General features: G+C 72.1%; 11 protein-coding genes and 1 pseudogene. 8 read left to right on the forward strand and 4 right to left on the reverse strand.

Features of this window, described 5'->3' with window-relative positions:
• Positions 1 to 29: 29 nt before the first annotated feature.
• Positions 30 to 455 (forward strand): D-aminoacyl-tRNA deacylase, encoded by a 426-nt coding sequence (gene dtd / locus ABZ896_RS05325; RefSeq protein ID WP_360922223.1) that lies wholly within the window; start codon positions 30 to 32, stop codon positions 453 to 455.
• Here the strand turns inward: dtd and ABZ896_RS05330 are convergent.
• Together ABZ896_RS05330 and ABZ896_RS05335 are read right to left on the reverse strand one after the other, a co-directional pair.
• Entirely contained in the window at positions 433 to 2,655 is a 2,223-nt protein-coding gene (locus ABZ896_RS05330) for a helix-turn-helix domain-containing protein (protein WP_360922226.1), read from the reverse strand. The two genes, dtd and ABZ896_RS05330, sit on opposite strands and share 23 nt — an antisense overlap.
• A 269-nt stretch (positions 2,656 to 2,924) precedes the next feature.
• Complete coding sequence (locus ABZ896_RS05335) at positions 2,925 to 5,021, reverse strand: serine/threonine-protein kinase (protein WP_360922229.1); 2,097 nt, start codon at positions 5,019 to 5,021, stop codon at positions 2,925 to 2,927.
• 182 nt (positions 5,022 to 5,203) lie between these two features.
• Here ABZ896_RS05335 and ABZ896_RS05340 point away from each other — a divergent pair, with 182 nt between their 5' ends.
• The 3 genes from ABZ896_RS05340 (at position 5,204) to ABZ896_RS05350 (ending at position 7,356) form a co-directional block, all read left to right on the forward strand.
• Positions 5,204 to 5,548, forward strand: a complete 345-nt coding sequence (locus ABZ896_RS05340) for an SH3 domain-containing protein (protein WP_360922232.1) — start codon at positions 5,204 to 5,206, stop codon at positions 5,546 to 5,548.
• A 43-nt stretch (positions 5,549 to 5,591) separates the two neighbouring features.
• Positions 5,592 to 6,122, forward strand: a complete 531-nt coding sequence (locus ABZ896_RS05345; RefSeq protein WP_360922235.1) for an EamA/RhaT family transporter — start codon at positions 5,592 to 5,594, stop codon at positions 6,120 to 6,122.
• Positions 6,123 to 6,576: 454 nt separating this feature from the next.
• Positions 6,577 to 7,356 (forward strand): methyltransferase domain-containing protein, encoded by a 780-nt coding sequence (locus ABZ896_RS05350; protein ID WP_360922238.1) that lies wholly within the window; start codon positions 6,577 to 6,579, stop codon positions 7,354 to 7,356.
• Here ABZ896_RS05350 and ABZ896_RS05355 read toward each other — a convergent pair.
• Complete coding sequence (locus ABZ896_RS05355) at positions 7,320 to 8,753, reverse strand: SulP family inorganic anion transporter (RefSeq protein ID WP_360922241.1); 1,434 nt, start codon at positions 8,751 to 8,753, stop codon at positions 7,320 to 7,322. The genes ABZ896_RS05350 and ABZ896_RS05355 overlap by 37 nt on opposite strands.
• Positions 8,754 to 8,996: 243 nt before the next feature.
• Here ABZ896_RS05355 and ABZ896_RS05360 point away from each other — a divergent pair, with 243 nt between their 5' ends.
• From ABZ896_RS05360 to ABZ896_RS05375, 4 genes and pseudogenes are all read left to right on the forward strand, one after another.
• Positions 8,997 to 9,809: an ABC transporter ATP-binding protein gene (locus ABZ896_RS05360; RefSeq protein ID WP_360922244.1), complete on the forward strand. Its 813-nt coding sequence runs from the start codon at positions 8,997 to 8,999 to the stop codon at positions 9,807 to 9,809.
• Entirely contained in the window at positions 9,806 to 10,594 is a 789-nt protein-coding gene (locus ABZ896_RS05365) for an ABC transporter permease (RefSeq protein WP_360922247.1), read from the forward strand. Before ABZ896_RS05360 ends, ABZ896_RS05365 begins: the two co-directional genes overlap by 4 nt.
• Positions 10,595 to 10,718: 124 nt before the next feature.
• Positions 10,719 to 11,531, forward strand: coding sequence for a pyrroline-5-carboxylate reductase (proC, locus tag ABZ896_RS05370; protein WP_360922250.1), 813 nt, complete (start codon positions 10,719 to 10,721; stop codon positions 11,529 to 11,531).
• Between the two features lie 13 nt (positions 11,532 to 11,544).
• Positions 11,545 to 11,772: pseudogene (locus ABZ896_RS05375) on the forward strand (helix-turn-helix domain-containing protein); the annotation flags it as partial.
• Here ABZ896_RS05375 and trpS read toward each other — a convergent pair.
• The gene (trpS, locus tag ABZ896_RS05380; RefSeq protein ID WP_360922253.1) at positions 11,676 to 12,737 is read right to left on the reverse strand and encodes a tryptophan--tRNA ligase; all 1,062 of its coding nucleotides are present in this window, start codon (positions 12,735 to 12,737) and stop codon (positions 11,676 to 11,678) included. The pseudogene ABZ896_RS05375 and the gene trpS overlap by 97 nt on opposite strands.
• Positions 12,738 to 13,425 lie beyond the last annotated feature (688 nt).

Below are 13,425 nucleotides of genomic sequence, written 5' to 3' on the forward strand. Positions count from 1 at the left end.
CCTGCGGACGGGCCCGGCATGATGGTCGTATGCGAGCGGTGGTGCAGAGGGTGGACGGCGCGAGCGTCGTCGTGGACGGCGAGACGGTCGGGGCGATCGACGGCGAGGGCCTGTGCGTCCTGGTCGGGGTGACCCACGAGGACACCAAGGAGAAGGCCGCCCAACTGGCCCGCAAACTCTGGTCGATCCGCATGCTGGCGGACGAGCGCTCGTGCAGCGACGTCGACGCCCCGCTCCTCGTGATCAGCCAGTTCACCCTGTACGGCGACGCCCGCAAGGGGCGCCGGCCCACCTGGAACGCCGCCGCGCCCGGTGACGTGGCCGAGCCCCTCGTGGACGAGGTCGTCGCCCAACTGCGCGCGCTCGGCGCGACCGTGGCCACCGGCCGGTTCGGCGCGCAGATGCGGGTGTCGCTGACCAACGACGGACCGTTCACGGTCCTGCTGGAGATGTGAACGGCCCTTCCGCAGCGGCCTGCAGGAACTCCCGGCAGTCCTCCGCGACCCCGGCCATCCCCAGCTCCTCCGCGATCCGCAGCGCGGTGCGTGCCAGGTCCTGAGCGGGCAGGCGTACGGCGATGTCGGGCGACCGCAGCCGGACGCGGGCCTCGTCCAGGCGCAGGCGGGCCATCTGGGCCGGGGAGTGCTGCGCGAGCCGTACCGCCCGGCGCAGCTGCCCGAGCGCGGTCTCCGGCTCGCCGGCGACCAGCGCGAGCAGGGCGCTGAAGCGGGCGGCGGGGCCGAGCAGGACGGTCGGCCAGCCGGCGAGGACCAGTTCACCGGGGTGCGCGTCCAGGAGGGCGCGCAGGGGTGGGACGTACGGGAGCAACTCGGCGAGTCGGCTGCCGGGTTCGGGGCCGGGAGGGGTGCCGGAGGGTGCGCCGGAGCCCATGCCGTCGGTGTCGTTGGCCTGTTGGTCTGCGTGTTCCGCCAACTCCGCGTACGCCTGGGCGAGTACGGCCGCTGTCGGCAGCGCCCAGCCGCTCGGCGGAAACGCCGTGAAGCCGTGGGTGTCGGCGGCGAACGCCAGGATCTGGTCGGCCGCCTGGTCGTGGCGGCCGGTCTCGCACAGGGCGAGGGCCAGGCCCGCCCGCCACACCGGGAAGTAGTCGCGGCGCCGGACGCCGGACATCAGCGGGGAGCCGAACAGCTCGGCCATGCGGCCCTGTTCGTGGCGGAGCCAGTAGGCCTGGCCGAGGCAGGTCTGGCTGAGGGTGTCGGCGGGCACCGCGAGGTCGGCCTCCATGGCGTCGGCCAACTCCCGTCCCCGGCCGAAGATCCACCCCTCGGCGGCGGCGAACTCGCCCTGCCACAGGTTGATCAGGGCGTCCAGGGTGTGCTGCTGCCAGCGGGCGAGGGTGCTGTGGCGGTGGGCGGCGTGTTCGCGGTGGCGGCGGATGGTGGCGTCGGCGGCGGGCACCCGGCCCATCCTCAACTGGTCGATGGCGAGGGCGACCAGGGCCTCGCCGACGAAGTACATCGAGCGGGAGCGGGTGGCGACGTCCCGTAACTCGGCGGACAGGGCGAGGAGTTCACCGGCGGGGGCGAAGTCGTAGAGCGCCCAGCGGCATTCGGTGAGCACCTCGCAGTGGGTCTCGGGGGTGACGTCGGGCAGCCGCTCCCGTAACTCCCGGAGGATCCCGCGGGCGCGGTCCGCGCCGGTGGCGGGCTCGGCGCCGGGGACCGCGGTGTCGTCGCCTACGCCCATGGACAGCTTCTTGGCGCGGTGGGCGGTGAGCCGCAGCCGTAACTCCACGGCGGGAAGGTCGTCGCGGCCGTGGAGCGCCCTGAGGCTCTCGTCGATCCGGGCGAGGAGGTCGCGGTCCACCTGTCCGGGGTCCGACCAGCGCCGGGCACACCGCACGACGGCGTGGGCCCGCGCGAGTTCGTCCCCCTCGGCGGCCCGGTAGGCCTCCAGATAGAGCCGCCCGGCCTCGTACATGTCCCCGAGCAGATGCCGGGCGTCTCCGCGCCGGACGAGCTGCTCGAACTCGGCGCCGAAGAGGGGGAGTCGGGCGGGATGAGCGCCCCTGCCGACGGATCCGGCACGAGCCGGGCCGACGGAGGTGCGGGGGCGGTGGGTGGCGGCGGGGCTACGGGGACCGGCGGGGACGGAGGCACCGGCGCCGACCGGACCCGAACCGCGGGGACCCGCGAGGGCTGAGCCACCGGCACCCGCCGGGCCGGAACCGCGGGCCCCGCCCACGTCACCCGAGCCGCCGGGTCCGCGCGAACCGCCTTGGCCGGCGGGGCCGCCGGGAACACCTTGGCCGGCGGGGTCGCCGGGAACACCTTGGCCCGCAGGACCGCCGGGAACACCTTGATCGGCAGGGCCACCGGGAACGCCTCGGCCCGCAGGGCCGCCGGGAACACCTCGGCCGCCCTCCCCCTGCCCGGCCCCTCTCCCCCGGCGCCCCCGCCCGGCCCCCGCCCCCGGCTCCCCCCGGTTCCCCAACAGCGCCAGCAGTTCGCCCTCCGCGTGGAGGGCCGTGTCGCATTCGCGGGCCAGGGCCGGGCCGGGCTGGCGGCCGCCGTTCTCCACCCGGCTGAGATAGCTCTTGCTGTAGTTGACGCGGCGGGACAGCTCGCCCAGTGAGAGCCCGGCCGCCTTTCTGCGCAGCCGCAGCGCTTCGGCGAATTCCTGTTCCGGTGTCATGGCACCTCCCCCGGGGCAGCCGACACTCCGTCCGTCGAACACTTGCTCCCCGTGCCCGTCCGGTCGCTGCCCGTTGCCAAATTATGGGTTGTCAACGGCATAAGCGCGCCGCGTTTCCCGGTCGCAGTCACCCTGAACATGCGGAGCGCCCCGCGCGGGGGGCGGGGCGCTCAAGGTGTCGGATGGTTGATTGGTGCGGTTGTCCCGGCGGTACGCGCTTTCTGCGGCGTATTGCCGGGACAACCGCACCAATCACCGATGCCTTACGGCTACCAGGTCGCCGGGTCGCGGGTCGGGACCGCGAATACCGTGCCGTTGGGGGCCGATGCGTAGATGCGCGTGCCTTCCAGGACCGGTGCCGGTAGTGACGCTGTCACCTGGTCCGTGTTGTCGCCCAGGCGTGGCCTTGTCTGGCCCAAGGGGGTGCCCTTGTGGGCGTCCACTGCCAGGAGGCGGCCGTCGGCCGTGCTGACGTAGACGTGCTTGCCGTCGGAGACGGGGGTGGAGCCGCGGCTCACCGAGGTCTCGAAGTTCCACAGGCGCTTGCGCGCGTTCATGTCCACGGCCTCCAGGGAGCCGCCCGCCGCGAGCAGGCAGACCACGTTTCCGTGGACGGAGGCACGGGCGCCGTAGCGGAGCACGGGGAGTTCCACCTGGCGTACCGCCTCGGACCGGGGGTCGTACCGGACGACCGCCTTCGTGGCGCCGGTGGTGTGGTCGGTGGAGAGGAAGTAGACGGAGCCGTCCGAGACGCCGACCGGCTGGAGCGTTCCCTGCAGCTCCGCGTGCCAGCGCACGTCGCCCGTGGCCGGGTCCACGGCGGCGATCCGGGTGCTCGTTCCGGCCCCGATGTTGCTCCACGCGTAGGCCAGCGGGTCCCCGGTGAAGGAGTCGAAGTACGGCGCGCTCTGGTCGGGGATCCGGCCCTGCCACTCGGTCTCGCCCGAGGCACCGTCCACCCCGACGACCTTCCCGCCGGACTCGGTCAGCATCAGCATGCCCCCGACCGGTCGCAGCCCGTTGTACGCGGGCATGTCCCGCTCCCAACGCGCCTTGCCGGTCGCGGGATCGAGCGCCTCCAGACGGCGGCTCCCGTCCGTCATCGGCTGCACGAGCCCGCCCGCGAGGACCGGCGGGCCGCTCCGCGCGGACGCCGGGACGGAGTGCCGCCACAGCAGGCTGCCGTCGGAGGGGTCGAGCGCGAAGATCACGCCCGACTGCGCGCAGAGCAACTTGTCCGAGCCGTACGAGCATTGCGGCATCCCCGGCTTCTCCGACACCGGCTTCGACACCCAACCGCCGGATCCGGAGGCGGAGTCGGTGGGGCTGCTCTCGCCTGTTCCGGGGGTGGAGCCGTCGCCGAACACTTGGATTGAGGCGAACACACCACAGGCGGCCAGGACCAGGGCGCCGGCTGCGAAGAGCGTCCTACGGCCCGGTCGTCGCCGTTCGGGCCGGCCGTCTTTCGGTTCCTCCGGTACGGGCCTCGGCGCACCGCCGTCCCGTTGGGACGGTATGAACGCCTGGGTGTCGTACGACGCCGAGACCGACCGCAGCTCGCGCATCAGCTCGTCCGGGGTCGGCCGGTCCTCGGGCTCCTTCGCGAGACAGCGCACGATGAGCGGACCGAGGTTCGCCGGTACGCCCGTCAGGTCGGGCTCGTCGTGGACGACCTGGTAGGCGACGACGTACGGGCTGTCGGAGTCGAACGGCCCGCGCCCGGTCGCCGCGTGCACCATGACCGACCCGAGGGCGAAGATGTCGGCGGCGGGCCCGACCTCGCGCGGCCGCCGGAACTGCTCCGGCGCCATGAACGGCGGAGTGCCGATCAACTTCCCGGTCTCGGTGCGCAGTTCGCTGTCCTTTGGCCGAGAAATGCCGAAGTCGATGACCTTCGGCCCGTCCTCGGCGAGCAGCACGTTGCTCGGTTTCAGATCCCGGTGCACGACCCCGACCCGGTGGATGTCCCGCAGCGCCTCGGCCAGTCCGGCCATCAGCCGCCGCAACTGGTCCGGTGCCATGGGGCCGTTCCGCTTCACATGGTCGGAGAGGGTCGGGCCGGGGATGAACAGGGTGGCCATCCAGGGCCGTTCGGCCTCCGGATCGGCGTCGACGACGGAGGCGGTGAAGGCTCCGCTGACCCGCCGGGCGGCCGCCACCTCCTGCCGGAAACGGCCCCTGAACTCTGGGTCCTTGGCGTACTGCGCGTGGACGACCTTCACCGCGAGCTTCATCCCGGAGGTGCTCCGGGCGACGTGCACGACACCCATCCCGCCGGACCCGAGGCATGACTCCAGGTGGTAGTGACCGGCGTACTCGGGAAGTTCCGCTTCCGCGCCCGATCCGGTGCTGCCCTGTGGCGCCATGGAACCACCCCCCTGCTGATCGTCCGCGCGCGCGACGCACGGAGCCTAGTCGATGACACGTACGAGACAGAGGCGGCTTGCTAGTCTCCCCGTGCGAGTTACGTACATGTGTTTCATGGCGTGATTTAGGGGAATCAACGGGATCCCATGGGAGCCATGGGGATCAACGGGGGAGGTTCGTCATGTCGATCGACCGTGTCGAAGAGGCCGGAGAGGCCAGAGCGGCCCGAGAGTCCGAGGGCGCTGAGGTCCAGGAGGCCGCCGTCGCCGCGACCATCCAGACGTACCCGGTCGCTCCGGGGGTGCGGCTCAACGTCCGCAGCGGACCGGGCACCAACTACACCATCGTGCGGGTGCTGCCCGAGGGCTCGCGCGTCCCGATCTTCTGCCAGACTCCGGGCACCGCGGTGACCGGGCCCTACGGCACCTCCAGGATCTGGGACAACATCGACGACGGTGAGTACGTCTCCGACGCCTACGTCCTCACCGGCAGCGACGGTTACGTGGCCTCGCGCTGCGCCGTCTGAGCCCCACCGGAGCCCGCGGCCGGCCCGGCGCCATAATCGACGCGTGAGCGACGAAACCGGCAGCCAGGACATCCCCGCGGGCTCCTCGGGCGGTGCGGGCGGTGGCCCCCGCCCCGAGCCCCTGCGCTTCTTCGGCACGACCTGGGTGGACCACTCCGGCGGCTACGCCCTGCGCCGGGCCGCCGTCTGCGTCGGCTCGCTCGCCGCGGCCGCCGCCTCCTGCCTGATCCTGCGGTTCGCCTACGAGGGTCTCCAGATCGCCGACACCGGCAGCTTCGTGACCGTCCTCGTCGTCGTGATGTTCGCGATCTGCAGCGCGCTGGCCTTCCGCACCACGTGGGACGGCTTCGGCGGCCACCCCGACCCCGAGCGCCAGGCCCGCCTCCGCGGCCTCCTGGCCATCGGCTTCGTCGGCTCCCTCCTCGCCTACTTCTTCCGCTCCCTCACAGAGGCCCCCGGCGAGAAACTCCACCGCGAGGAGTACGAGGCGGCCCGCAAGCGACACGACCAGCGCACGTCCCGCCGCACGGGCAACCCGTCGAAGAACGCGAAGGGGAAGCGCCGCAACGGCTGAGAGGGGGGGGGAGGGGTGGGCGTCGGGGCGCCCGGCGGACACCGACCGCGCGGGCCGAACACCTCCCCGGCGAGGCGGTCACCTCTCGCGGCACGCCCCACGAGCACCCTCCTGCGAGGCAAGCGCCGGCGAATGGTAGCGGCCACCGCGAAGCGTCCGACGCCGGGCTGCGCCGTGCAGGGCCGCCCCTTGCCGGGGCGCGCCGGGGCGGCGGGGGCGGCGGGGGCGCCCCAGCGCGTACGCGCGGTCCGCGGGCCGCTCGCGGTAGAACTCGGCGCGGCCGGAGAGACCCACCGTCACCGCCTCCGCCTCCGTCACCGCCTCCGCCTCCGCCACCGTCACCGCCTCCGAGGCCGACCCCGGCGCCCCCTGCCTCACCGCGCCCGCCCAAACCCCCTTCCGCTCTCACCGAAAACTCACCGCCCCCACCCCCCAACCCGGCGACGATGGCCCTATGACGGCTTCCTCGCATGCCTCCCGTGCCCATTCCTTCAATGCCGCCGCAGCTCAGTACGCCGCCAACCGTCCCTCCTATCCGCCCGCCCTGTTCGACGCGGTCGAGGAGCTGGCCGGGCGGTCGTTCGAGGGGGCGCAGGTCGCCGACGTCGGGGCCGGGACCGGTATCGCGACCGCGTTGTTGCGGGCGCGCGGTGCCGAGGTCGTCGCGGTCGAGCCCGGGGACGGCATGGCCGCGCAGTTCCGTCTCGCGCACCCGGACATCCCGATCGTCCGCGGCGACGGCAACGACCTCCCCCTGCTCGCCGACTCCGTCGACTTCCTCACCTACGCCCAGTCCTGGCACTGGACCGACACCGCCCGCGCGGTCCCGGAAGCGCTGCGGGTGCTGCGCCCGGGTGGCGCGCTGGCGCTGTGGTGGAACACCCACGCCCTCGACGTGCCCTGGATCGTCGGCCAGTTGGACCGCATCGGCGAGAGCTTCGCCGACGCCGGTGCCGTCCGGAGCGTGGACCTGAACGGCAACGGCGCCCGCGCCGCCCTCGCCGACCCCTCGGGCCGCCTGGACTTCGCCCACCGCGTGGTCCGCTGGAGCCGCCGCGTCCCCCTCGACACGCACCTCGCCAACATCGCCAGCCACTCGATCTTCCTGGTCGCCGGTGAGGAACGCGCCACGGCCTTCCTCACCGAGGAGCGGCGGCACCTGCGGGAGGTCTTCCCGGACGGGATCGTCGAGGAGACCTACGACGTCGAACTGCTCGTCGCCACCAACGCCTGACCCCGCGCGGCGGCCCACCCCTCCACGGCCGCCGCACACGCGTGGTCCACATGCCTGAGCCCGCCCAGCTCCAGCCGCACCTCCCGGTCCCGCGGCAACGCCTCCAGCGCGTCCAACAGCTTCGGCAGCCGCAGGAACGTGGCATGCCCCAGCACCCGTACGACGATCCCCGCCTCCCCCCGGTCCTCGCTCTCCACGTGCACATGACTGATGTCCCATGCGGTCTTCGCCACGGCCAGCGCCAGCCCCACCAGCACGCCCTCGAAGAGGTTCCCGACGACGACGGCCACCGCCGTCACCGCGAGCACCCCCACCTCGCCCCGATGCCCCCGCCACAGCGCCCGCATCTCCCGCACCGGCACGAGCCTGCACCCGGCGTGCACCAGTAGCGCGGCCAGCGCCGCCACCGGGATCACCCCGAGCAGGCCCGGCAGTACGACGGTGAAGACCAGCAGCCACACCCCGTGCAGCACCCGCGAGGCCTTGGTCCGCGCCCCCGCCTGCACGTTCGCGGCACTGCGCACGATCACGGCCGTCATGGGCAACGCCCCCAGCAGCCCGCACACCGCGTTCCCCGCGCCCTGCGCCATCAGCTCCCGGTCGTACTCCGTCCGCCGTCCCGCGTGCAGCCGGTCTACCGCCGCCGCGCTGAACAGCGACTCCGCCGACGCGATCAACGCGAACGCCACGACCGTCCCGATCACCCCCACTTCCGTCAGCCGTCCGAAGTCCGCCGCCTGCGGCAGCCGTACGGCATCCACCAGCCCCCGCACCTCGACCCGCCGCACCGCCAGGTCGCCCACCCCGGTCACCACCGACGCCAGCGCCACCGCCACCAACGGCGCCGGCACCAGCCGAGCCCCCCGCCGCCACCGAGGCCACAGCAGCAGTACGACCATGGTGGCAGCCCCCACTGACAACGCCACCGGATCCACCAGCCGCGGCAGCGCCACCAGCCCCGCGAGCTTGCCGAGCCCGCTCGCCGGCGCGGCCGCGTCGCCCAGGGCGTAGACCTGTCCGGCGACCAGCACGAGCCCGATCCCGGCGAGCATCCCCTGGACGACCGCCATGGACACGGCCCGGAACCACCGCCCGAGCCGCAGCGCCCCGAGCCCGAGCTGCACCAGCCCGGCCCCGAGCACCAGCACCCCGAGCACCTCGACGCCGTACCGCTGCACGGCCTCGTAGACCAGCACGGTCAGTCCCGCCGCCGGGCCGCTCACCTGGAGGCTGCTGCCGGGCAGCGCGCCGGCGACCAGCCCGCCGACGATCCCGGTGACCAGCCCCAGTTCGGCGGGGACACCGGACGCGATGGCGATGCCCACACACAGGGGCAGCGCGACGAGAAACACGACGAGGGAAGCGAACACATCGGCCTTGCCTACGCGACAGCGCATGAGCGGAGCACCTCCGGTTGCGAACCGAGCGGGAGATGCGTGGGCGTGCCGCACCGGGGGAGTGTGCGGCACTGAAATCCATTGTCGGTAGCGGCAGTTGATCGCGCAGCGGGTTCTCGTGCGCGGACGGGGGAATCGGGAGCGCGCAACCGGACCACCCGCTTCCGATCACGCCACCACGCGCCTGCGCCGTCCCGCGCACCCCGCTTGACGGGTCCCGTCTGCGAGAGCATTATTCATCGCATGATGAATAAAGTGACCGCCCCGCCCGACACCGGGGACACCGGCACCGTGGCCGAGGCCGTCCACGCCCGCGAACTCACCGTCGTCCGCGGCCCCCGCACCGTCCTGCGCGGCCTCGACTTCGACGTCCCCCGCGGCCAGATCACCGGCCTGCTCGGCCCCTCGGGATGCGGCAAGTCCACGCTGATGCGCTCCGTCGTCGGCACCCAGGCCAAGGTCACCGGCACCCTCGACGTCCTCGGCCGCCCCGCCGGCCACCCCACCCTGCGCACCCGCATCGGCTACGTCACCCAAGCCCCCTCCGTCTACGACGACCTGACCGTCCGCCAGAACCTCGACTACTTCGCCGCGATCCTTTCCCCCGGCCGCGCCGCCGCCGACCGCCGCCACGCCGACGTCACCCAGGCCATCACCGACGTCGACCTCACCACCCACGGCGACGCCCTCGCCGGCAACCTCTCCGGCGGCCAGCGCAGCCGCGTCTCCCTCGCCGTCGCACTCCTCGGCACCCCCGAACTCCTCGTCCTCGACGAACCCACCGTCGGCCTCGACCCCGTCCTGCGCCGCGACCTCTGGCAGCTCTTCCACGACATCGCCGCCCGCCGCGGCGCCACCCTCCTCATCTCCTCCCACGTCATGGACGAGGCCGAGCGCTGCCACCGCCTCCTCCTCATGCGCGAGGGCCAGATCCTCGCCGACGACACCCCGGACGCCCTGCGCACCCGCACCCGCTCCGAGACCGTCGAGGAGGCCTTCCTGCACCTGGTCGACCAGGCCGTCGAGGCAAGCCGTACGAAGGAGCACACACGATGACCACCCAGGCCACCACCCCGGCGCTCACGCCCACCCCCACCCGGGCCCTCAGCGCAGCCCGCACCACCGCCACCGCGGCCCGGGTCCTGCGCCAGCTCCGCCACGACCCGCGCACCATCGCGATGCTGATCCTGATCCCCTGCGTGATGCTCTTGCTGCTGCGCTACGTCTTCGACGGCAGCCCGCGCACCTTCGACGGCATCGGCGCCTCCCTCCTCGGGATCTTCCCGCTGATCACGATGTTCCTCGTCACCTCCATCGCCACCCTGCGCGAACGCACCTCCGGCACCCTCGAACGCCTCCTCGCCATGCCGCTGGGCAAAGGCGACCTCATCGCCGGCTACGCCCTCGCCTTCGGCACCCTCGCGATCATCCAGTCCGCCCTCGCCACCGGCCTCGCCGTCTGGTTCCTCGGCCTCGACGTCACCGGCAGCCCCTGGCTCCTGCTGCTGGTCGCCCTCCTCGACGCCCTGCTCGGCACCGCCCTCGGCCTCTTCGTCTCGGCCTTCGCCGCCTCGGAGTTCCAGGCCGTCCAGTTCATGCCGGCCGTGATCTTCCCCCAGCTCCTCCTCTGCGGCCTGTTCACCCCGCGCGCCAACATGCTCCCCGTCCTGGAGGCCATCTCCGACGTCCTGCCGATGTCCTACGCCGTCGACGGCATGAACGAGGTCCTCCGGCACACCGACATGACCGCCACCTTCGTACGGGACGCCCTGATCGTCGCCGGATGCGCCCTGCTGGTGCTCTGCCTCGGCGCGGCGACCCTGCGGCGGAGGACGGCGTAGGAAGCACGGCGGCGTAGGGTGTACGAGGGCATGAGGAGCGTGGCGGGGTGAGGAGCCGTCCCAGCACGTTCCGCCCAGCGGACAGCTGCCCTCCGCCCCTCGACCCGGTGCCAGACTGAGCCGTATGAGTCAGAAAGTCGCAGTCCTCGGCACCGGCAAGATCGGCGAAGCCCTGCTCAGCGGAATGATCCGCGCCGGCTGGGCCCCGGCCGACCTCCTGGTCACCGCCCGCCGCCAGGAGCGGGCCGACGAACTCCGCACTCGCTACGGAGTCACCCCGGTCACCAACCCGGAAGCCGCCAAGACCGCCGACACCCTGATCCTCACGGTCAAACCGCAGGACATGGGCACCCTCCTCGACGAACTCGCCCCGCACGTCCCCGCCGACCGCCTCATCATCAGCGGCGCGGCGGGCATCCCCACCTCCTTCTTCGAGGAGCGCCTCACCAAGGGCACCCCCGTCGTCCGCGTCATGACGAACACCCCCGCCCTCGTCGACGAAGCCATGTCCGTCATCTCCGCCGGCACCCACGCCACCGCCGACCACCTCGCCCACACCGAGGAGATCTTCGGCGCCGTCGGCAAGACGCTCCGGGTCCCCGAGTCCCAGCAGGACGCCTGCACCGCCCTCTCCGGCTCGGGACCGGCGTACTTCTTCTACCTGGTCGAGGCCATGACCGACGCCGGCATCCTGCTCGGCCTGCCCCGCGACAAGGCCCACGACCTGATCGTCCAGTCCGCGATCGGCGCCGCCACCATGCTCCGCGACAGCGGCGAACACCCGGTCAAGCTCCGCGAGAACGTCACGTCACCCGCGGGCACCACCATCAACGCCATCCGCGAACTCGAGAACCACGGCGTACGAGCCGCCCTCATCGCCGCCCTCGAAGCCGCCCGCGACCGCAGCCGCCAACTCGCCTCCGGCAAGAAGGACTGACCTCCGCCGCCCCATCGCCGCCGCCCGGAAGCTCCTCGAACGGACCGACCTGCCCATGCCCGAGGTGGCCCGCCGCGCGGGCTTCGGCAGCGAGGTCAGCATGCGTCAGCACTTCGCCTCGCGCCTCGCCACCAGCCCGCGCGCCTACCGCGCGGCGTTCAGCACGGCATCGGTCACGACGTCATCCGTATCGACCGCACCCCCGGCCGCAGCGGCCGGCAGCAACCCGATCGCGCGATAAGCGGCGTCCACCGTAGGCCGGGCCAACGCCCGCGCCCTCTCCGCTCCATCTCGCAGCACCCCCTCCACATGGCCGGGATCGGCGCACAGCTCCCTGTGCCTCTCCTGCACGGGCCTCAGGACCTCGACCACGGCCTCCGCGGTGTCCTTCTTCAAGGCGCCGTACGACTCATATACACCGCTCAGGTCCGATGGGTTCCCACCCGTGCAGGCCGCGAGGATCTCCAGCAGATTCGCCAGTCCCGGCCGCGCCTCCCGGTCGTAGACGACCTCGTGCCCGCTGTCGGTCACGGCCCGCATGACCTTCCTGCGCACCACGTTCGGCTCGTCGAGCAGATAGACGATCCCCGGCCCCGAGTCGTCGCTCTTGCCCATCTTCGACGTCGGGTCCTGGAGGTTCATCACCCGCGCAGCCACCGTCGGCAGCGTGGCCCGGGGCACCACGAACGTGCCGCCGTACCGCTGGTTGAACCGCAGCGCCAGATCCCGGGTCAGCTCCACATGCTGGGCCTGGTCGTCCCCGACCGGCACCTCGTCAGCTCCGTACGCCAGGATGTCCGCCGCCATCAGCACCGGATACGTCAGCAGCGACAGCCGCACACTCCCGCCCCGCGCCCGCTCCCGCGCGGCCTTCTCCTTGTACTGGATCATCCGCCGCATCTCGCCGTCCGTGGCCACGCACTCCAGGACGTACGACAGCCGGGTGTGCTCGTCCACATGACTCTGTACGAAGACGGTGCACAGCTCCGGATCCAGCCCGGCGGCCAGCAACAGCGTCGCCGCCTGCCGACTCAGCCGCCGCACCCGCGCCGGATCGTGGTCGACGGTCAGCGCGTGCAGGTCGACGATGCAGAACAGCGACTCCGACCGGTGCTGGTCGACCGTCGCCCACTGCCGCATGGCTCCCAGGTAGTTCCCCAGCGTCAGATGCCCCGTCGGCTTGACCCCGCTGAAGACCCGCGTCATCTCTCCACCTCCTGGTCGAGACCGCCGTCCCCGGCCGGCCCTCGGGAGTCCTGGAGGGAGAAACGAGAACGGCCGCCGAAGCGGCGGCCGTTGAGTGCGTACGTCAGTACCGGCCGCCGTCAGGCGGCCCACCACAGCTGGGTGTACGTACGCGTCGTCATGTCACCCAGCGTACGCCGCAGGGGGCCTGTCCGGGGCTGAGTTGACACTCCCCGGCCGCATACGTAGTGTTCTCCGAGTTGTCCGACGTGAGCGCCGACTCCGGTCGGTCCCCGGACAGCCATTCCGCAAGTACCAACCACTAGTCGACTGCCGCCGATCCGGCTGCTGTCGTTCTATTGGCGTGTGTATTCGCGAAATGAGGAATCCGCGTTCGATAAGGACGAAGCCCCGATTAGCGCGGGGCGCAGGAATCCGCTAAAGTCTCACTCGTCGGAACGGCCCGAGCGGCCGGGAAGACAACCCCCGCTGACTGGGAATCAGACGCCGAAAGGATCTGATAGAGTCGGAAACGCAAGACCGAAGGGAAACTGCCCGGAGGAAAGCCCGAGAGGGTGAGTACAAAGGAAGCGTCCGTTCCTTGAGAACTCAACAGCGTGCCAAAAATCAACGCCAGATATGTTGATACCCCGTCTCTCTGAGACGAGGTTCCTTTGAAGAACACAGCGAGGACGCTGTGAACGGTCGG

The organism is Streptomyces sp. NPDC047072, from assembly GCF_040643855.1.
Lineage (GTDB): Bacteria > Actinomycetota > Actinomycetes > Streptomycetales > Streptomycetaceae > Streptomyces.